At 41.1% G+C, this 20,748-nt stretch carries 21 protein-coding genes; 7 read left to right on the top strand and 14 right to left on the bottom strand.

The annotated features are described in order from the left end of the window. Positions 1 to 68: 68 nt before the first annotated feature. The 4 genes from JNK13_08770 to JNK13_08785 are packed head-to-tail and all read left to right on the top strand — an operon-like array spanning position 69 to position 3,832. Positions 69 to 1,262, top strand: coding sequence for a DUF2029 domain-containing protein (locus JNK13_08770; GenBank protein ID MBL7662827.1), 1,194 nt, complete (start codon positions 69 to 71; stop codon positions 1,260 to 1,262). Continuing rightward, a complete protein-coding gene (locus JNK13_08775) occupies positions 1,259 to 2,251 on the top strand; it encodes a hypothetical protein (protein MBL7662828.1) in 993 nt (330 codons plus the stop codon). The genes JNK13_08770 and JNK13_08775 overlap by 4 nt, the downstream gene beginning before the upstream one ends. Beyond that, positions 2,248 to 3,099, top strand: a complete 852-nt coding sequence (locus tag JNK13_08780) for a hypothetical protein (protein ID MBL7662829.1) — start codon at positions 2,248 to 2,250, stop codon at positions 3,097 to 3,099. Before JNK13_08775 ends, JNK13_08780 begins: the two co-directional genes overlap by 4 nt. Next, complete coding sequence (locus JNK13_08785) at positions 3,092 to 3,832, top strand: glycosyltransferase family 2 protein (GenBank protein MBL7662830.1); 741 nt, start codon at positions 3,092 to 3,094, stop codon at positions 3,830 to 3,832. The genes JNK13_08780 and JNK13_08785 overlap by 8 nt, the downstream gene beginning before the upstream one ends. 2 nt (positions 3,833 to 3,834) lie before the next feature. Here the strand turns inward: JNK13_08785 and JNK13_08790 are convergent, their stop codons facing one another. From JNK13_08790 to JNK13_08800, 3 genes are read right to left on the bottom strand one after another with little or no spacing between them, the layout of a single operon-like run. Beyond that, positions 3,835 to 5,181, bottom strand: a complete 1,347-nt coding sequence (locus tag JNK13_08790; GenBank protein MBL7662831.1) for a DUF2142 domain-containing protein — start codon at positions 5,179 to 5,181, stop codon at positions 3,835 to 3,837. Positions 5,182 to 5,193: 12 nt separating this feature from the next. Then, on the bottom strand, positions 5,194 to 6,729 hold the full coding sequence (locus tag JNK13_08795; GenBank protein MBL7662832.1) for a glycosyltransferase family 39 protein: 1,536 nt from the start codon (positions 6,727 to 6,729) through the stop codon (positions 5,194 to 5,196). Further along, positions 6,729 to 7,487: a class I SAM-dependent methyltransferase gene (locus tag JNK13_08800; GenBank protein ID MBL7662833.1), complete on the bottom strand. Its 759-nt coding sequence runs from the start codon at positions 7,485 to 7,487 to the stop codon at positions 6,729 to 6,731. The genes JNK13_08795 and JNK13_08800 overlap by 1 nt, the downstream gene beginning before the upstream one ends. A gap of 197 nt (positions 7,488 to 7,684) precedes the next feature. On the opposite strand from JNK13_08800, the gene JNK13_08805 reads away from it, so the two are divergent. Both JNK13_08805 and JNK13_08810 read left to right on the top strand, forming a co-directional pair. Then, on the top strand, positions 7,685 to 7,867 hold the full coding sequence (locus JNK13_08805; protein ID MBL7662834.1) for an AAA family ATPase: 183 nt from the start codon (positions 7,685 to 7,687) through the stop codon (positions 7,865 to 7,867). Beyond that, entirely contained in the window at positions 7,854 to 8,669 is an 816-nt protein-coding gene (locus JNK13_08810) for an ATP-binding protein (protein MBL7662835.1), read from the top strand. Before JNK13_08805 ends, JNK13_08810 begins: the two co-directional genes overlap by 14 nt. On the opposite strand, the gene JNK13_08815 is transcribed toward JNK13_08810, so the two are convergent. The 6 genes from JNK13_08815 to JNK13_08840 form a co-directional block, all read right to left on the bottom strand. Continuing rightward, positions 8,662 to 9,363 (bottom strand): methyltransferase domain-containing protein, encoded by a 702-nt coding sequence (locus JNK13_08815; GenBank protein MBL7662836.1) that lies wholly within the window; start codon positions 9,361 to 9,363, stop codon positions 8,662 to 8,664. The genes JNK13_08810 and JNK13_08815 overlap by 8 nt on opposite strands. Then, the gene (locus JNK13_08820; protein ID MBL7662837.1) at positions 9,354 to 10,520 is read right to left on the bottom strand and encodes a glycosyltransferase family 4 protein; all 1,167 of its coding nucleotides are present in this window, start codon (positions 10,518 to 10,520) and stop codon (positions 9,354 to 9,356) included. Before JNK13_08820 ends, JNK13_08815 begins: the two co-directional genes overlap by 10 nt. Then, positions 10,502 to 11,242: a glycosyltransferase gene (locus tag JNK13_08825; protein ID MBL7662838.1), complete on the bottom strand. Its 741-nt coding sequence runs from the start codon at positions 11,240 to 11,242 to the stop codon at positions 10,502 to 10,504. Before JNK13_08825 ends, JNK13_08820 begins: the two co-directional genes overlap by 19 nt. 1 nt (position 11,243) lies before the next feature. Beyond that, positions 11,244 to 12,746 carry a glycosyltransferase family 39 protein gene (locus JNK13_08830; protein ID MBL7662839.1) on the bottom strand — a complete coding sequence of 501 codons (1,503 nt, stop codon included), beginning with the start codon at positions 12,744 to 12,746 and terminating at the stop codon, positions 11,244 to 11,246. After that, positions 12,746 to 13,903, bottom strand: coding sequence for a dTDP-4-amino-4,6-dideoxygalactose transaminase (gene rffA, locus JNK13_08835; protein ID MBL7662840.1), 1,158 nt, complete (start codon positions 13,901 to 13,903; stop codon positions 12,746 to 12,748). The genes JNK13_08830 and rffA overlap by 1 nt, the downstream gene beginning before the upstream one ends. 93 nt (positions 13,904 to 13,996) lie before the next feature. Further along, positions 13,997 to 14,380: a hypothetical protein gene (locus JNK13_08840; protein MBL7662841.1), complete on the bottom strand. Its 384-nt coding sequence runs from the start codon at positions 14,378 to 14,380 to the stop codon at positions 13,997 to 13,999. Positions 14,381 to 14,469: 89 nt separating this feature from the next. Here JNK13_08840 and JNK13_08845 point away from each other — a divergent pair, with 89 nt between their 5' ends. Continuing rightward, complete coding sequence (locus JNK13_08845) at positions 14,470 to 15,705, top strand: hypothetical protein (protein ID MBL7662842.1); 1,236 nt, start codon at positions 14,470 to 14,472, stop codon at positions 15,703 to 15,705. On the opposite strand, the gene truB is transcribed toward JNK13_08845, so the two are convergent. Genes truB through JNK13_08870 form a run of 5 tightly spaced genes read right to left on the bottom strand, consistent with a single transcriptional unit; the run spans position 15,615 to position 20,743 of the window. Beyond that, positions 15,615 to 16,349 (bottom strand): tRNA pseudouridine(55) synthase TruB, encoded by a 735-nt coding sequence (gene truB, locus JNK13_08850; GenBank protein MBL7662843.1) that lies wholly within the window; start codon positions 16,347 to 16,349, stop codon positions 15,615 to 15,617. The two genes, JNK13_08845 and truB, sit on opposite strands and share 91 nt — an antisense overlap. 6 nt (positions 16,350 to 16,355) lie before the next feature. Then, a complete protein-coding gene (locus tag JNK13_08855) occupies positions 16,356 to 17,348 on the bottom strand; it encodes a DHH family phosphoesterase (protein ID MBL7662844.1) in 993 nt (330 codons plus the stop codon). Positions 17,349 to 17,354: 6 nt separating this feature from the next. Further along, positions 17,355 to 17,726, bottom strand: a complete 372-nt coding sequence (locus JNK13_08860; GenBank protein ID MBL7662845.1) for a ribosome-binding factor A — start codon at positions 17,724 to 17,726, stop codon at positions 17,355 to 17,357. A gap of 19 nt (positions 17,727 to 17,745) precedes the next feature. Continuing rightward, a complete protein-coding gene (gene infB / locus JNK13_08865; protein MBL7662846.1) occupies positions 17,746 to 20,343 on the bottom strand; it encodes a translation initiation factor IF-2 in 2,598 nt (865 codons plus the stop codon). A gap of 10 nt (positions 20,344 to 20,353) precedes the next feature. Further along, positions 20,354 to 20,743 carry a YlxR family protein gene (locus JNK13_08870; GenBank protein ID MBL7662847.1) on the bottom strand — a complete coding sequence of 130 codons (390 nt, stop codon included), beginning with the start codon at positions 20,741 to 20,743 and terminating at the stop codon, positions 20,354 to 20,356. Positions 20,744 to 20,748 lie beyond the last annotated feature (5 nt).

Below are 20,748 nucleotides of genomic sequence, written 5' to 3' on the forward strand. Positions count from 1 at the left end.
TTTCCTGCAATCGAGTGTTCTGACGCTTGCTGGGGTGCAATATTCAAGACCATAAAAAAAATAATTCTATGTCCGATATCAGGGACAGAGCTCTTCAGCTAACCTATTGGCTCTCAATAGCTTTTTGTATTTGCACTGTAATTTGGACGCAAATTGTTCCATTGACGCAAGCATTAAGTGACGGCCAACTTGTGTATGGAGAATATGGCACGAATGATTTTATTGAGTATTGGTCGGCCTGGCATGCGTATGCGGCTGGTCTAAATCCGTACGATCCGTATGTCATGCAAGCGACCCAGAGGCTTGTGGATCCGAGTATCGACGTACCGCTAATGATGTGGAACCCACCTTGGATTTTAACGCTTTTTAGCCCAATTTTATCGCTGAGCTTTAGTACTGCGGCAATACTTTGGTTGATTGTTAATTTTTTAATTTATCTAATCGCTGTGCGTTTATATTCGAATGACAAAGATGCGTTATTGCTATCACTTTTATTTGCACCATTTTGGCATTCAATGTTTGTCGGCCAACTCGGATCTTTTTTGGCACTTGGTGCAGCCTGCATTTATCGTGGACTAATCTCCCGTATTTCAATCTTAATTGCTGTCGGCATTCTTTTCCTAAGCCTTAAACCTCATTTTTGCATTCCACTAGCAATATTTATTTTTTGGAAAGAGTTTTTTCATGGAGATAAAGCCATAGTTGCCCGTACAGGATTAATATTGCTCCTAATGTTACTTATAATTTGCACGCACATGATTGAATTACTTCAGGCCTGGAATCAGGCAATCAATTCAGCTACGGCAATTGCTCTAGTTCCACATCCCAAAGCTTGGCTTAGCTTAACCCTAGTTAGTTATATGCGCAGTATCATCCCTGAAATCTGTGACGTATATTTACAGCGAATATATCCAATTATTCCTTTTATATGCGGACTATTACTAATAATATTTAATTATTACACTGCTAGACTAGAAAATAATATTAAAACGTTCTCTCTGATCCTATTTTTAGTAATAACCAATGCTCCTCTAGCATGGGTATTTGATTATGCGATAATTGCGCCGCTTGCTGTACGCTGGCTGGAAAACAATAACAAAACTAGGTTCCAAAGTATTTTAATTCTACTAATTCAAGTTTACTTATTTTATGTTATCACACAGCAACCACAAGAGCATCATAATTTATGTTGGCTTGTTATATCGATCTATGTGTTTATTATTTATAAATATCAATGCTGCATGCGTAACTTTAAAAAATGAATACCTTATTAGAAGTAAGAGTCGAACGTGTTAATTCGCTAAATAATTCGTTCTGGGATGAGTTTGTTGATCAGTCAAATAATGGAACAATTTTTCATAAACTAAAATTTCTAAGCTATCACCCCACTGACCGCTTTGAATTTCATAATCTAAAATTTACTGATCACAACGGCAACATCAAAGCGATCCTTACTGGCGTCGAGAAAGATGGTAAATATATTTCATGCTTAGGTGCAAGCTATGGCTCATTAATTTGCCGCGACCTTTCATTGATTGAATATGAAAAAATTTTTGATTGCCTAGAAGACTATGCAAGACAAATGGATTGGTTAGAGATAAGGCTAACCCCCCCACCTTTATTTTATCAAAAGAACTATAATCAAGTTGAAGAATTTCTCTTACATTATAAAGGCTACATCCCGACCGTAAGCTTAATCACTCACGCCGCAGATTTATCGCGCTTCACCTCTCGTGAAGACATAGATCAACTCATCTCAGATGCACACTATCGAGCAATTAAGAAATCTTTTAATTCTGAAATAAGAGTAAATTTTTCAGATGATTGGGACAGCTTCTATCCAATGCTTCTCGAAAACAAATCAAAATTTGATGCACATCCTACTCACACGTTAGAAGAATTAGTCAAATTACATCAACTATTCCCAATGGAAATAAAACTGCTCAATGCCTATGATTCATTGAACAATAATATTGCAGCACTTGTTTTATTTAGTTGCAACACTGAGGCGGTTTTGGCATTTTATATCGCGCATTACTATAGATACCAACAGCTACGCGCAGTTAATAGACTGTTTCTCGAAGCTATGGTTTGGGCAAAAGAGTCGGGCTATAATTGGCTCGATTTTGGCGTTTCAATGAATACACAGTCAGATAATTTGATGGAGCCCAGTCGCAGTTTGATCTTTTTTAAAGAAGGAACCGGTGCGCAAGGTTTCAGAAGAACCACATACGTTAAGCAGCTAAAATGAAAATAGCACTATTTTGTTCAGGCGATACTGGCGTGGTGGCAATTGAAGCTATTGACGCCTGTCTCAATGTGAGTGATTTACTAGTCATTACATCCACAAGAATGCCAAATATCCCATCAAAACTAAGAGTCAATACTGAGATGCTTATTTTTGATGGTAGTTTCGCTCAGATCCAAGAGCGGCTAAAAAAAACCAAATATGATCTAGTAGTTAGCTCTGCGTTTGGATCTTTAATTCCAGCATCAGTCTATGAACTTGCTCGGCATGGAGGAATTAATATTCATGCAAGTTTGCTTCCTAAATATCGAGGTCGCCATCCACTAAACTGGGCTTTAATTAATGATGAATTAGAAACTGGAGTCAGTATTCATAAATTATCTAGCCGATTCGATGAAGGAGAGATTTTTCTACAGAAACGCTTTTTAATCGATGACAATGATAATATTAATACTATCAGAGCAACTGCTCTCAACATCGGAGCTCAATTACTTAAGCAAATCATTAGACTAATTGACAGCACAGGAGGTTTACCTGAAAGCTTCAAGCAAGATCCGAAAGAAGCCAGCTACGCTCCATTACGCAAGCCTGAAGACGGAAATATTTCATGGTCTGATTCAACTCGTAAAATTTTCTCCAAAATTAGAGCCTTGCTGCCACCTTATCCCGGTGCTTATTGTCTTCGTAACAACGGACAGAAAGTTACTTTCAAAAATTACTACATTCACAAGCAACCTGGTCAAGTCATATTAAAGCATCAGAACTATCACTTAATAAGCTCCAGAGACGGGGTTATATTAGTTGAAGCAGACTGCGATTTAGCAATTGGTGAAAATTTACTAGATGGTTAATCAAAATAAAATATCAGAAGAAAAGGGCTTAATAATCATTACATGTTATAATCAATGTATTGAAATCGAGAAAGTCATAAATTCATGCATTGCGCTTAGACGCCCAGAAACAATATTAATTGTTGATGATGGATCAACTGATGGCTCAGTCGAAATAATCCGAAAAAGTGGGCTACAATTCATCTCGCACACCCATAATCAGGGCGTTGGCGCAGCAATTCGCACAGGATTGGAGTATGCATTAAAGCATGACTACAGTTACATTGCGCTGGTTTCTGGCAATGGGAAGTCACCTCCCGAATTTATCAAAGACTTAGTTGACCCGATTTTAACGAATCAAGCAGATTATACGACCGGCAGTCGTTTTATCCCAGGTGGAAGTAGTCCCGGGTTACCACTTTTTCGAAAGATAACTATCCCAATTTTTTCAAACATTGCTAGTATAATTTTGCGTAGAAAATTTACCGATATTACATGTGGATATCGTGCATACCGCCTGTCCTTTTTGATGCACGCCTCAGTTCATATTTCACAATCATGGCTCGATCGCTATGAGCTCGAATACTATTTACATTACTATGCTTGCAAGTTGAAACTTAGAATTAAAGAAGTCCCAGTTACAATTAAATACGACCATTTGCATAAATCTAGAGTATCCCATATCCGCGTCATGCACGATGGATGGTCAATCATCAGAACTTTTCTCTTACTGCCACTTGGGCTGAAAAAATAATTTTAAATAAAAATATTTTTTACGATCAACCCAATAGCACCCCAGCTAGAACTAAAATAGAAATTAACAGAGGCATTTAATAATAGAAAATTTAAAAGTATTAAATAAGATATAAATGTAAATTGATATCTATGAGATCTACAGTTCATACAAATTGCAAGGCCTAAGGCTGCAGGTAAAGCATATCGCCCCTGAAACTGACTCCCCACAACATCATACCAATAGTAATCAACTCCGATTGTAAATGCTATATATAAAAAAAAGTAAATGCAAGAAAATTTGCTGAACATATACTGATCTAAACATCGCGGCCGCATAAAGGTAAGAATAATTCCGAAACAAGCAAAAATTGTGGCAACCCAATAAAAATAAATTTGTAGTCCAAATTGCATCCAACCTAATGCGCCCCAATAACCTGAGAGAAAATCGGGCAAGCGAGTCCATAATAAAGAAACGTATTCAAACATTGACACGTCAGCTGGTTTTGCTCCGTGAAACTGCAAAATCGGAGGTGACCACTTCAAACGCAAAAAGTATAAAACTAAAAGACTTACACCTCCTATCCCTGCGCTTTGATAGATTGCAGGCCTTGTCTTATGTTTGAAATATATTCCTTCGAGTAAAATCAAAGTCGGATAGAGCACTAAAGCAGCTGGTTTAATCAGATTGCAAATTAAAGTACAAAACCACATGCCAGCAGCTAGAGAACCACGACAATGGTATTTGTAAGAGTAAATCATTACCAGCAGTCCGCAGGGTATTAAAATTGAATCCGGATTAATGCTCGATGATAAAAACGGCACCATTGGGTTCAGCAGTAACCATGTAAGTAGGTAATTACTTAGCCCCACCTGTGTTAAGTTTATTTTAACAAGGATCCACAAACATGCTGCTAGAAAACAAGTCAGGATGCGAAGTAACAGAAAAATAGAGTATTCGCTTTGCGGCGCAATGAAATTGCTAGTAATATTTTCACAATAGTGTAGCAATAAATAATAAATTGCCGGGTAGGCAGCAGCGGTGGTTGTGTATGATTGCGCCCTAATAGCCGATTCACTTTTAATATTAAGTAAGTACTCAAGCTCAGTATCATTAAGCTTTTGTTCTTGCACATAGTCTCGGCCTGTAATTCTTTCTAAAACAGGATCGTTATACAATTTAATAACAGCATTAACCTTAAGCTCAATGTTTTGAACAGGGAGTCCCGGTAAAACATACAAACCAGACTTAATGCTTAGATAACGTACATAATGAGCATATTCATCCGGCGCCTGAAAAGGTGGCTTGACCAGAGCCCAAAACACGAAATACGTAAATATTAAGACACATGTTAAAATATTCTCTCGCATAGAAAATTATAATTACCTTTTCAAGCCGAATAGGTAGATTGCAGGGTCTCTTTTTCTGCTTACATTAAAATTAAGTTCAGAGAGAAATTCCGCATCATAATTTAAGCCGTTGACGCCACCAACTAATTGATAATGAGAAGAAATTTCATTCATTATGATACTTGAATATTCGTCGAATGCATCGGTAATACTCCTGTAGAAATAGGAGTTCTCAGCAAGTGCAATTGCTATATACTTTGGTGGATTTGAACTAAGTTCACTTTTAAATTCTTCTACATATCGCTTCGTTTCGGATGTTTTTAAAGCAAGCGGTGCTTGAATGATGTAGCGTGAAGAGCTAAGCCGTTTAGCATACCATAAAATCTCAGGTTCTAGCCCTGCAACTAATATACGATCATTCTGAGTAGTTAACTCATTTAAGCGCTCACCTATTTTTTTTGCACCTGTAAAATTATTATTCGACTCGTTGTATATGAACCAAGAATATAGTTCGGGCTTAAGTAATATATATTGCAAACTCGGGGAAATACTAAAAGTGAAAATTACAGCTAGAACTGCTATCCGGTCTCGAGTTGAATGTGATGTATAAATATTAGCCAATAAATAGGCAAGACCTATGCTTGCGATGAGAGCTATATATGGAACTAGCATGATCGCGTAATGTGGGAATACCGACCACCGCATAACCAAAATTGAAAGAGTTAACAAACAAAGTGGTAAAATATGGTTTTTAGATTTAAGCTGCCCATAAAATCCGAGTATCAAGAAAAACACAAGAACACTTGACTCCCTCATATTCACATCTAAAGCAGCCCAGGGTTCAAAAAATTGAATATATAGGCGATTAAATCTAACAACGGAATCATACATAGCATATATAGCATCTACACTAAGAAAAGGCGCGAGGATCATCAACATAGCAGCCGCGCCTCCAAGAACAACAAAGAATAAACGGGTAACTGCCAAATTAAATTGAACCTGATAGGCCCAGCACAATACCAATAGGACTGTTGCTGGCATGCATATCGGTTTAGTAAAAAGCGCAATCGCTAATAGTGCGCCAAAAATCGCCGACTGCAGTGAATCACTTTTGCGAGCAAAATAATATCGCTCCAATGCAAGAGTGAGAGGTAAAATCATAAAAATTTCTGTATTGGCAACGAATGCAAAGAAGCTAGGAAGAGACAATAGACCAAAGTTGAAATACGCACCGACCCAAAAATATTCTTTTCCAGTGAATTTGGCTGCAATCTTTGCGACAAGTAGCGAAGTGATAATGGATGATAAAAAAGCCAACAGTCGAAATGGTAAAATGGGGTGGTCGCTAAGCATCATTCCAAAGCGATAAATGTGGATAATCATTGGTGGCTTTTGCAGAAATGTATCAACGTAAGGCAGCATGCCTTTGGTCATAATCCAGGCGCCATAGGCATACTCACCTTCATCGCGTTCTAGTGGTGCTGTGAATGTATTCCAGCGCATCAGTACGGCAATACTTAGAAATATTAAAAAACCTAAAAACTGCTTTTTAGAAAAACTAGCAGTCATTATGATTTTGCTTCGACTAACGCCATCCAGGCAACAAGCTCGGCCCGCGGTACAGTTCTCATTAATGCAAGATCGAGCTTGCGTAACGGCAGAAGAAGGAAAAATAAAATGCCTCGAGTAAGACGTGCAAATAACAATGGAAGCAGAAAAGGAGTAAGAAAATAATAGGCTGTCACTTTAGATTTATTACATTTCGATAATACACTATTAAGTTGCGACATTGAGAGGTAATTAGGAGATGTCTGGGAAAACTTTGAGCCAAGTAAACGATATAGGATTGCCACTGGATGATGTTTTAATGGTTCAACGATTATCGCAGCCCCTGCTTGTTTAATCACTCGTAAAAGTTCTTTAATTTGCTCAGCAGCGCGCATATGCATCAGCACTAATGACTGGTAACTTACACCAAAGGCATCGTCTCTAAACGGCAAGCAATGCGCGTCAGCTAATACGAAAAAGGCATTCGGAAATGCCTTGCGCGCGCGTTTAAGACCTTCAAGCGAAATATCTACTGCAACAATTTTGCATCGCGCGTCACTGAAGCGACCTAACTCAGATCCTGGCCCACATCCAATTACAAGCAGCGGTCCAAACTCTTCATACTTACGCACTCGCTCACGAGCATCACTTAACAAATCACCACGCACTCGATTTAGATCATTTTCAAATTGCTCATCATTTGCATGCGCAGTCCAAAAATTGTCGTAAAACGAACGCACGTCTCCAGTTGATTCACGTCGTTTGTCTTTACCATTCATAATTCGTTACTTCTCAGATGCATTTAAATCACAACAGTAATCAATCTGATACAGTTTAAATACTCAGGTCGACTCGACTTTGCCATAATTGTTCAACAGTTTTATCGATTTTAAAATTACTCTCATCAATGCCGCTTTTTTGAGAGAATCAACTAACAATTCTCATTCTGCCACTAAACCAGAGCTAGCACCAGATAGTGAACTGCACTTTTTTTCTAGATGAAATTCAAGTCGTTAATGGCTGGGAGCCTTTTGTCAACCGCTTACTCCGCACCAAAGATTATTATGTTTATATCAGCGGCTCTTCAGCAAAACTATTAAGCAAGGAAATCGCTACCTCAATGCGGGGTAGATCACAGTATCGAAATGTTCCCATTTAGTTTTAAAGAAATACTGTCTGCTGAAAATATTAAATTTAAAAATGCGAATACTAATGAGCAAGCAAAGATATTGAGCCGTTTTAGGAAATACACCAAGGAGGGTGGCTTTCCAGAAATACTATTCGAAACAAAAAATAAACAGATTCCCGTACTGCAGGAATATTTTAGTGTTTTGCTGTATCGTGACATTTTTGACCGCTACAATCCTAACAACCCACAAGCTGTAAGTGAAACATTTAAAACTCTTTTCAGTCAAACGTCCTCATTTTACACAGTAAATAAGCTTGTTGCAAAAATTGCTTCTCTCGGATTAAAAGTTAGGAAGGATGAAATCTCGGACTACATCGACTGGGCAGAAGATTGTTATGCATTATTTTCGGTACAATTATTGTCCCCTTCATACTCCCGCAGACAAGTAAATCCAAGAAAAATATACAGTATCGATAATGGATTAACATCTGCCCTGAACGTAGCATTTTCAGAGAATAAAGAGTTATTGTTAGAAAATGCAGTCTTCCTGGAACTTAGGAGAAAAACAAAAAACATTTTCTATTATAAAAGCAAAGCTAATTATGAAGTAGATTTAGTAGCCGAGATTAGTAATAAATATAAGTTAATTCAAGTTTGCGAAAGTCTTAAAAATGAAGCCACTAGGCGTAGAGAATTAAGAGGCTTGCAATCTGCAATGAGAGAGTTATCGATCAAACATGAGCAAATAGTTAGCATGGATGAGCGTGAAGAAATAAAACTTCCAGAGGGTCTAATTCAAGTAATTCCAGCCTGGGAATTCTTCACTATTTAGTCAGTTTCCAGTACATATTAACTCTCGCCCGCTGGGGAACAATACTTTCGAGCCAGAATAATGCATTAATAACTAACCTCGGTAAGTAACGATAGATTAACGGAGTAAAGAGAAACGCACCCTCCTCGACTTCAATTTGATAGCCAATCTTCTGGGCCACCTCAACAACTTGTCGTGGGGCATGCAGATAGACATCTCCTCCGCAAAATCTTGACACTCCAGGAATTGATTTTGGACTCCACGTCGCAGTATTGCCAACTAAACTACCGCCGGGCTTTAAGACCCGATACACTTCCTTAAAAAATGGTTCGAGACTCTCAATATGAAAAAGAAAACGCAAAGTCACAACTGCATCTAATGAATTATCTGGAAATGGCAATTGAAAGGCATTTAAGCGGGTAGCATGATTGATTCGACCTGCAGACTTCGAAAATAGTAACATTGGCAATGAATAGTCACCGGCAATCACCTTTGCCGCATTGCTTGGCCGATCCAATAAGCGCTTAGTCAGTCGACCTGTCCCCGAAGGAACATCAAGAATTAATTTAGCATCACCGAGTAAGCGCACACAAATTTCACACTCACGTTGATCTACATACTGACCACCGGCTCCGCCAAAGCGCAAATATTCATAGCGCTGAACTACGTCAGGTAAGGAGTAATATTCTTGCTTTTCTGCTAAGGTCATCGGCATATGACTAAACTCTGATAGAGCTTTAAATATGCCTCGCCAATAGCTTTTGGCGAAAGTCTTTTTTCGTAATATTCTCGCTGCGAGTGCTTCATCGAAGTTAATCTACTTTGATTCTCACATAATTCTACAATTTCGCGAGCTAAACTATACACCCCGCCTCGCTCCCATAATATGCCCCGCTCACCTCCTCCCAAAAGTTCTCGATAGCACGGAAAATCCGAGGCAATTACTGGAAGACCTAAACTAATCGCCTCAAGAATTGTATTGGGAAACATTACCGTTCCAAAACTTGCACGGTACGGCATCACTAATACACTTAACGCTGACATAAATGCAGAAACATTTACTTCTCCAAGTATGCGTACGCGCCGTTTTAGTTCACCAGGAATTGAAGCTTCAAGCTGCTCACGAGAGCCAAGGCCACTATGTGCGAGGCAAAGATAGTAATCATCCGGCAAATACTTCAAGGCTGAGACAAGTTGGTCAACACCCTTAACATAGAAAAAATGCCCAAGGTTCCCAATGAGCTTTGCGTTATCCGGGATAGCATGTGCATGATAAAATTCTTTAGGGTCAAGATAAGTCATTGGGCGACACAAATTAGAAATCACATGAACTTCCCGTTCGGCATAGCCCAGAGAAATTAATTCACTTTTTTGAGTTTCAGCAGCAACAATATAAGCCTTAACAGTGTTTGCACGGCTCGACTTCTTACGTGCAAAATATCGATTATTAATCAGCATGCGCGGGCCAAAAAAAGCCGGATCTTTAAAACAATGCTTAATTAAGCTTAAGCTGGACTGGTCAAGCAAAACTCCATCGAAAAAGACAACAACAGGAATATTTACGAGCTTGACTAAGCGCTCAGCTAAAAATGAAAATGCTGGTGAGGGTAAATGCAATTGAATTAAATCTAAATTCTTAGCATTTTGTGCCACGCGTTGAGGAATATTTAATAAATTCTTGATTTTAAAAAAAAGTCGCTCTTTGTGAGAGTCGATTTCGGAGCCCGTCTTTTGCAGTGAATCACCCAGAGTTATAGCCAAACCCTGCTTTTGCAACAACGCTGACAAATTTCTAATACTTTGGGTTTCACCTGAAATTGCGTATTCAAGATGAAAACTAAAAAGGCCAACTTTCATTGACGACTTTTCCATGCCTGCTTAAGTTGAGCAGCTTCAGATCGGAAAGCCATTAGATTCTTAAAGTAAACCAGACTGTCTTTTAGTATTTTCACTGTCGTCCCTGTGGTATGGTCACGTAAATACAATGTAGGAACTTGATCGATTTTCAGTCCTGCATACTTGGCGCGAGCGCATATCTCAGTGTCCCAAAACCAATGTGGGTCCTTGATTGCCTCGAGCACGGGAATAATTTTCTCACGGTTAAAAAATTTAAAGCCAGTTTCCGTGTCTAGATCACCCAGTTCAAGAAAATAGTGCACCAGAAAGTGATAACCGCGGCTTAAGATCCAGCGATGTGAAATCCTGGGGCTGACTTTGTAGATTCGCCAGGCCATGCACATATCAACACCGGAAAGGACGCGCGAAACTATCTCCGGGATGTACCATGCAGCAGTAGCTAAGTCGATATCGACAAAGCCTGCGACCTTGCCTTTTGCAATCTTAACGCCATCGGTAACAGTCCGGCCGCGTCCAGCATTTTTTTCATGAAATAAATAGCGTAAGCGCGAATCTTCCGCGCAAAGACGTTGAATAATTTCACGTGTATTATCTTTACTACAATCATCGACAAAGATAATTTCATAATTATAGTTTGTACGATCGAGCACCTGCTTAATACGCGCAATATTACGTTCCAGAACTAACTTCTCATTGTAGCAAGCGACTACTAGTGATAGGTCAATTTGTTCCGCCATTTCATCCCTTTGGTGTCTTTTTTAGTTTATACAGACCGTATTTTCCAACCCCATAAACTGGTTCAGCATAATCGATCAAGGCCTGCCTAGGATAGACCTCAAATGAAAGGAACCCGAACGGCCCAACCACGATATAATCTGTGTCTTTTTCCCAAAATCGGTAAGCGTAATCTTGATTGGTTCCATCTAAACTGCGGTTCAAAAACTTATAGTGCACGTCTAATGGCGGAAATCGAGTAGTTCTATCTAACAAAAAAGCTATATCCCACTCATACGTCTCAATCTTCGCCGCGACAGGAATTTTTGCATTAATATATTGAGTAATTTGCGCTGCTGAGTTGTCAGCAGGTAAATTAATAAAATCGTTAATCAGATTCCTCATGCCAAATAAGCTTAAACAAGTAAGTGAGCCAATTAAGACTAAGCGCGTTGCAGCACTAACTACAGTAATCAATTCGTAGAGTGCCAAAGCAATAATCAAAGCAGTAAAGAAATAGCCGGGGAACCCGTAGCGCCACCAACCGATTGAGACAAACAAAAACCACGCTTGCCAACCAATCGCGATAGCAGCAATCTCCCAGCTCAACAGTGAGTTACGATAGTTCAGTTTACGAAATAAAAATATGCACGCTGCTAGAAGCGCAAAAAAAACAACTCGGCGTTGACTGTCGACAACATTACCTAAATCGACTGCATCTTTTCCACCCGCATGAACGATTAATCGCGTTGCAGCAACAGACAAGTATCCCATTTGTTCAAGAAAAGCATTGATGCCAACCGGGGCAATTAATAAGACCGTTTGCATGCCAATGATTAGCAAAAAACCCAGAACAAAAGTAAGTTGCTGGAGCAAACATGCCTTGACCTGCTTAAATTTATGCCAAGAAAACAGCAGTCGCACCAAAACCAATAGCGCGACCGCTAAAAGCATTTGAGGTTTCGCAGAAACGGCAAGGCCAGCAAATATTCCCGAAATGACATTTTGCTTACTGCCGACCTTCGCGCCATGAGCGTGCCAAATTAAGATGCTCGTCAGTAAATAGGTTGTGGCCGCAACTTCTCCCAACACATTCCTAGCAAATGCAGAGTAGCCAATCATTTGCAGTGGGTCCGTAACGATTAACGCAGCAGCAATTAACCCCACAGAGCTGTGCTTTAATCTTTCACCGAGTTTAATCACTAAGCAAATTGAAAGCAGCGCAAAGACTGCCATCACCAAGCGTGCAACGATCAAATCTACGCCAAAAATTTTAAATGCGCATGCAATTGGCAGAATCACGCTTGGTCCAACAGAAATATGCCCAATGCGAAAATAATCTAATAGATGAATTCCGTAGCGACCTTCATTTGCAAATGTCTTTGCAGTCGTAAGAAAAAAACCTTCGTCATACCAAATCGGAGGCAACTCGCCGATACGGTAGAGGAGTAACCATACCGTAAAAAGCAAAATTACCAAGCTCATCAGCTTAGTCGTACGCTGTGAAAGATTCTGATCACAAATCATTAGGTTTCTTTGAGGGCTTGTAAAAATACCTCAACTACACGTTCCTTTTCCGCTTGCGTCATATTTGCATAGATCGGGAACCTCAAAATTGACTGCGCTACTAGTTCTGTAATCGGCAAAGACGGCACAGTTTTGCCTGAATAAATTTCGCGGCGCGCAAAGGGCGAGGCATGCAGTGGTTGATAATGAGTTGTGGCTTGAACTTGATTTTTCTGCATGTAATCTAGAATACTGTCGCGGCGCTGCGGATCCAGCAGAACATAAAAGATGTGCCCATTGTGAATTGCTTTTGCGTGAGGCTTTACTAATTGCACTTCACCGGAACGAGAAAGATCAGCTAGTTGTTGGCGATACCACTCCCATGTATGCAAACGGTCGTCTGTAATTTCCTTTACACGTTTGAGCTGCGAGAGCAGTAAAGCCCCGAGTAAGTCAGATAAGATATAACTGCTTCCAATGTCGACCCAGGTATACTTGTCAACCTGTCCGCGGATAAATGCCGCGCGGTTTGTGCCTTTTTCGGCGATAATTTCAGCAGTATGAAAAAGCCCTTGATCGCGAGTTAAAAAAACTCCCCCTTCGCCACATCCAAGGTTTTTAGTCACATGAAAACTAATGCAGCCAGCATCGCTAACTAATCCTAGCGGCTCGTCTCCCCAAAATGCCCCAATTCCTTGAGCCGCATCTTCAACCACAAATAAACCGTGCTTTTTGGCAATTTGGCGAATTGCGTCCATATCACAAGAAACGCCCGCATAATGGACAACGAGAATCCCTCGCGTGCGTGACGTAATCAGTGATTCAATATGCTGGGGATCGATATTTAAATCATCCTGCTTGATATCGGCGAAAACACAGTTCGCGCGTTCTCGCACAACAGCATTAGCAGTTGAAGGAAATGAAAAACTCGGAACAATCACTTCGTCCCCTGGTCCAATACGCAACGACTCCATGGAAAGCTCTAATGCGTCAGAGCAAGAAGTTGTGGGAATTGAATGCGAAGCCGGATAGAGCTTAGAAAAGGCAGTATGCAATTCTTTAGTAATTGCGCCGTTTCCACCAATGCTTCCAGAGCGAGCGGCTTGTATTAACGCCTCGATATCGGACTCGCCTAAGGCGGGCTTAGAAAAAGGGATTTTTGAATTGAACGTGCTCAAACGATACTCCGATACTATGTTGCCAGGACATAGTATCGGTATCATGCGAAACCTACTCAAGCCATGTTTATCTGACTTGAGATATATATAGCTCTAGAATATTTTACCCAAGACATCCCCAATTCCCTTACCTATTCCATCACTAAAAAAGTCTCCAACTTTCGAGAAGATTTTACTAAAAAACCCGCCACTTTTCTTCTTTGATGGATTGATTGGGGGTGTTTGCATTCCACCAATAATTTTCTCGAGAAATGAGAATAACTGCCCGAGCGCTTGGTCGAGTAGCGTTTTAACCATGTCGCAAATTTGGTTGCCAACTTCATTTGGTAGATAAATTAAATCTGTCTTTGGACGACATGAACATGGTTGTATGTCGTTAACACCGGGAGCATTTTGCTTAATGATCTCAGCACTTAAGTTGCCTTGCACCTTAGGCATTTGATCATAACTAGTGGTAGATGAAGCTTGAATTGTCATAAATTTTCCTCTCTAAATCGAACTTGAATAATTAAAATAATGTCTTACATCTTTATATTCGGCCGGTTAGAGTCCGTTGTTGCCTCAAAATGAAAAAAAACATCATATTTTTTGCACTAATTTTTTCTGTATCATTTTTCTCGGCGCTACTGCTGACACCTCCCCAAGTTGCAATTCCCGGCTACAAGCAACTTACCCTTTCAGATTTCGCCTTCTGTATCACAGCAGCACAAGGTGTTTTCTTTGAAGGCGCAGAACATATTTATGTAATTGGTGAGATCCGTAACTTACTGCGTTTGCACTTCGAATCAACGCTTCAGCATGCGATGCCTTTTGCTCATCCGCCGACTGCATTGTTTTTATTTTTTCCCTTTGCGCTTTTGGCTAGTAAAATAAGTCTTTACAGCGCTCAGTTCGTCTGGACGATGCTTTCTATTGGAATTTTCCTCTATGCTTTGAGTTTGTCTCGACTACAATCTAGATCGAAGTTAATATCTCTCGTAGCAATCCTGACGATTCTATTTTCAAAAACAACAATCAATACCGTTCTAATCGGGCAGTCATCACTAATCGTAACTGGATTACTAATCCTGCTCTATGATTTAGCGAAAAACAAACAAACTCTTGCAACTACGACACTGTTGATATTTTCCGGTATCTGCTGTGGATTTAAACCACACTATGCTCTACTAGCACTACTAATCGCTCAGCAGCGACACTCCCTTTCCCTAGCTCTTAAAATATTGCTCGGATATTTATCGATCACACTTTTCGTCACATTTTTCTTATCGCCAAATTGGATTTATGAATGGCTACAAAGCTTAAAGCTTTTCACTGCAGAACCCAAAAACCCTTTGTTTCAAGCGGTGTTTGATCCTAAAATTATGTTCACATTTGCTCAGGTAACGCGTGATCTATTCGGCTATTTACCTGCACTCAGAATTTCTAATGCATTTAGTAGTCTTGGCCTACTAATTCTAGTAACTCAATTATTTCGAAATTCAAGAACTCCCCCAGCATGGCTAATATTTCTAAGCACATACTGGCTCTTTTCTCCGTATTTAAATTACTACGAAGATCTTGTCTTAGTGATCCCACTTGTGATGATCTTACGCGATCAACTCGCTAGCCGCAGGCTCTCGATTTGCTTACTTTTTCTGCTAAGTATCGTGCTGAATTATCAAATTTTCGCTTTATTAATAGCCCAGCAAGGAATCTATCTCGCAAAAGTCATCTATTTACTAACATGTTGTTGGATATTTTCCTCAACAACTGACGAGATCGAAGCAAGTAAGCTTGCCCCAGATCCATCGAGAATCTCCTGAAAAGATTTTGCTGCAACTGTCGTGTAAGGGCCAATCTGCTCACGTCTGATAGTTAGGGCATGCGCTACTGTTCCAAGTGCATTTCCCACTTCCTCAGCAAGCGAACGAACGTAGGTTCCGTGCGAACAGACTAGCGCATATGAAAGTGTGACTTGATCAACAAATCCCAAGTCAAGTTGGAATATTTCTATTTGTTTAGGCTCAAGCTTGACCACCTCACCTCGCCGAGCCAAGTCATAGGCGCGCTGACCATTAATTTTTTTTGCCGAAAACTGCGGAGGCATCTGCAAGCGCTTACCTAACAACTTCTGCGCTACATTTAAAAGCGTAGCACTCGATAGATCTTTGGGGATTTCAGCACTCTCAACAACTTCCCCAGATGCATCGCCTGTATTAGTTTTAACACCAAGCTTAAATTTCCCTGTATAAGTCTTAGGCAAAGTCATAAAGCTGTCTTGTAGCTTTGTAGCTTTACCGATCAGCACAATCAGCAGCCCCGTAGCATCAGGGTCTAGTGTCCCTGCATGGCCGACTTTAATATTCTTTTGCTTCAGTTCACGTCGCAAAATACCGCGAATTTTAGCGACTACCCCAAAGGAAGTAATTCCAGCTGGCTTATCAATCAATAAGATTCCAGAAATCATTAAAGGTTATTTATACTCTTTGATCGCCTTTAAGAGTCCGGCTTCGATTTGCTCTAATGAGCCGCGCATTTTGCAACCAGCAGCAGCAGGATGTCCGCCTCCGCCGAATTGACCGGCGATTTTATTGACATCAATGTCTTCACGCTTAGAACGCAAACTTGCCTTCCATAAAAACCCCGGCGCTTGAGACGGATCCTCAGACGACATTTCACGGATTAAAACCGCAACTTGAACGCCACTAATAGACCTAAGTTCGTCAATAATCCCATCTGTATCTTCAGGGATACAACCAGTCTCCGCTAAGTCTTTTAGCGTTAGACTAACATAGGCAGTCTGATCTAGGCGCTTGACCTTACTCAGTGCACGTGCACGTAATTTAAACACTCGCTCGGGAACATCAAAATAAAGTCGCTCAGAAATTGCATTCGGACTAGCCCCAAATGCTACTAATTGACTGGCATGAATATATGTCTCCGGCTTGGTATTACTATAGCGGAATGATCCTGTATCATCCATCACGCCAGCAAGTAATGCAGTCGCAATCTCCGAGCTCAAGGGGTAAACACCAAGAGTTTCAGCAAGAGATAAAATGATTTCTGAAGTTGAAGCAAACTCTGCATCAATGAAATTTTCCTTCGCCCAGCCTGAATTTGAAGCATGATGATCAATACAAATATTATTAGCGATTGAATCAAAATATTTTTGGTCTGTTACAGCTAGGCGTTTTACACTTGCAGTATCGGTGATAATTGCTAGGTCGACTGCCGTTCTGGGCAAAGTGTAAATTCCCTCAATTCCTGCAACAATAAATTCAAGCTTTTGCGGTAATTTCTCAGGGAAATGTAAATATGCGTTTTTCCCAGCTGCCTTGAGAATGCGCGTTAAGCCCGCGCTACTGCCTACCGCATCAGCATCCGGCATCAGATGACTTAACACTAGAATTGTATTTGCCTGTTGAATTCGTGAGCAAATTTCTGCGAGCGTTAAGGTTATAGACATATAAGCTTAGCGTTTGTCACCAGAAACGCGATCTAATAAGAGATCCATTTTTTCAGCAGCTGCAGGTGTTGGGTCAAATTGGAAATATATTTCAGGTGTATAGCGTAAATGCAACTCCTTACCCAATCGATAGCGTAGCTGGCCCTTAATGGCCTCAAGCTGTAACTCAATGTCGCGCTGTTCAGCTTCAGTAATACAGCCATTGATTGCGCCTAATGGTAACGCACTCCAGAAAACCCTAGCGCCACGTAAATCTTGAGACATTTTCACAGCTTGAATCGACACCAATTCCAGACCAGGCTGTCCAATTGAGCGCAACTCAGAACTCAAACAAGCAAACACTAACTCTTGCACACGTTGTTTACGAAAAGTTGCCATAAGACCTCAATACAATCGCCTAAACTGCGCGGATCTCTTCGATTTTAAATATTTCTAAAATATCGCCAGCTTTAATATCTTGATAGCCCTCAATCCCGATACCGCACTCATAGCCACTTTGAACTTCCCTGACGTCATCCTTAAAGCGTCTCAAGCTCGACATCTTGCCTTCATATAGAACACGATTGTCGCGTAATAAGCGTACAGAAGCTCCACGCTCGACCGAGCCATCTACAACATAAGATCCGGCAACAAGTCCAATCTTTGGAACTTTAAATGTTTGACGCACTTCGACGCGACCTAATGTCTTTTCACGAAGCGTCGGAGCAAGCATTCCTCTAGCAGCCTTCTCTACTGACTCGACTAATTCATAGATCACTCGATAGAACTGCACTTCAACAGAGAAATTCTCGGCCAATTCACGTGCACGTGAGTCAAACCCAATATTAAAACCAAGAATCACAGCGCCAGAGGCATGCGCGAGTTGCACGTCGGTCTCAGTAATTCCACCGACTCCGCCATGCACAACTTTAATACTAACTTCCTGATTTCCGGCTTTAAGCACTGATTCCTTGACAGCCTCAAGCGAACCTTGAACGTCAGCTTTAATCACAAGCGCCAATGTCTTAGTCTCACCTTGCTTAACCATTTCCGAGAATGCTTCCAAACTCAGTGGTTTACCTGCTCGTTCAGCCAGCTCTTGAATACGCAATTTGCGCGAACGCGAAGCAGCAAAGGCACGAGCCTGGGATTCTGATTCCATCACATAGAATTCATCTCCGGCAAGCGGAGTTCCAGATGCACCTAAAACCTCAGCAGCCATGCCAGGGCCAATTTCCTTAATCTGCTCACCGTTATCTGAGACAAGTGCACGAACACGCCCCGTCAATGAGCCCGCGAGGAAGTAATCCCCTTTCTTCAGTGTTCCGTTTTGCACAAGCACAGTCATCACTGGTCCACGACCACGATCAAGTGCAGATTCAATCACTGTTCCAAAGGCCGAACGATTCGGATTAGCTTTAAGTTCAAGAATATCTGCTTGCAGATATAGATTTTCAAGTAATTCTTTAATTCCGACTTTAGTTTTCGCAGAAACCTGACAAAAAATTGTCTGTCCGCCCCATTCTTCAGGGATTAATCCATGCTCGGAAAGCTGGGTTTTAATTCTGTCGAGATTAGCGCCTTCCTTATCGATCTTATTCACCGCAACAAGAATCGGCACTTCAGCTGCCTTAGCATGATTAATCGCTTCCACAGTTTGCGGCATGACTCCGTCATCCGCAGCAACAACCAACACCACTACGTCTGTAACCTTAGCTCCGCGACTACGCATTGCAGTAAATGCCGCGTGACCAGGAGTATCTAGAAAAGTTACTGAACCACCTTTGGCAAGATTCACGGTATACGCGCCAATATGCTGGGTAATTCCGCCAGCTTCACGCGCTGCTACGCTCGTTTGACGAATTGCATCAAGTAGCGATGTCTTACCATGGTCTACGTGACCCATCACCGTAACAATCGGGGGACGCAGTTTAAGATCATCCGGCGTATCTTCAGCTTTTAGCTGCCCAAGTAGTTCCTCTTCTTCATTACCAGTGTTAACCGTGGCGTAACCAAACTCCGCAGCAAGAATTGTCGCCGTATCGTAATCAATTAATTGATTGATTGTCGCCATTACTCCAAGATTCATTAAAGTCTTAACTACATCTCCGACTTTAACGCTCATCTGGCGTGCCAATTCACCAACTGAAATTTCGTGATCGATCTTCAGAGCTTTTTTGACTTGTGTGGTCTTCAGAACATCGTCGGCCAGGCCTTCCTGATGTTCGTCACCTCTTTTATCCTTCTTTTTACGCCCTCTCCAACCATCACGCTCAGTTGAACTATAGTCGACTAATTCGTCTTTCTTTAAAATCTGCTTACGGCGCTTTTTTGCCTTCTCTTCAAAATCATCTGACTCCGTAACAACTTTCTTTCTACCAGGAGCGCTCTTTGTTGCCTTGGCTTCAGTTGCAGTGGTAGCAGTTCTACCTTCTGGGCGCGTGACAACCAGTTGTCTCGGTAATTCAATTTTGCCGAGAACCTTAGGAGTTCTTACGTCGTGACGCTTGCGCGCATCAATCATACGCTCAGAACGTGCTTCAGCGGTCTCACCAGGAATTTCTTGAAATTCCTCAACAGCACTTGGAACGACAGAAACTTCTTCAAAAACAGCCTGGTCGATAGGATCAGAAACTTGCTCAACCTGCGTATCGTCAGCGTTAGCTAGAGCGGTTTGCGCTTCGTCGTGCTGTGTTTGAATATGTTCTAATGCTGCCTGCTGAGCGGCCTCTTCTTGTGCGATTTCTTCGTCAGATTTCTTACGTCTGCGGACAATATTACCGACACGTCTTTCGACAGCAGTGCCAGCGTCTGTTTTAATTTCACGAACTGATTCATTATTCACACCCATGGTGCGGCGAATCACAGAGCGACGAATTTTATCGGCTTCATCTTCATTGATCGTACTTGAGTGCGAAGCTTTTTCACCAATGCCAAGTTGGATGCAAAGGTCCAACACAGCCTTATTCTCAAGGCCGAGCTCCTTTGCTAGCTCATAAACTCTAATTTTTGCCATACACTTAGCCTTATTTCCTATCCTTTTTGCGGTGCGCCGTAATCCTCAACGCTGCTCCGCGATTAATCTTTTTTTGCTGGTCAGAGCAATCTCGTGCCACAAGCTTTTCGTATTTGGTTGCACTTAAGATCTGCTTAAGATCTAACTCTAGCGCACGTTTTACTAAGTTACCCTTGGAGAACTCGTGTTGTACGCGCCCGCTAAAGCGTTTACTTGTCAAGCATGAAATTTCAGGGTGACAGTAAACACCACGTCCAGTCTTAATTTTATGCAAATCCACCTCAATTGTTGTTTTGTCAGCGCTCAACACAAAACGTATCAGTTTATCTTTTTGTGTCGTCTTCCCGCACCCTAAGCAGGTACGTGCTGGTGCTGTTAAATCAACTTCTGAGCTAATAATTTATC

The organism is bacterium, assembly GCA_016786595.1.
Taxonomy (GTDB): domain Bacteria; phylum Bdellovibrionota_C; class UBA2361; order SZUA-149; family JAEUWB01; genus JAEUWB01.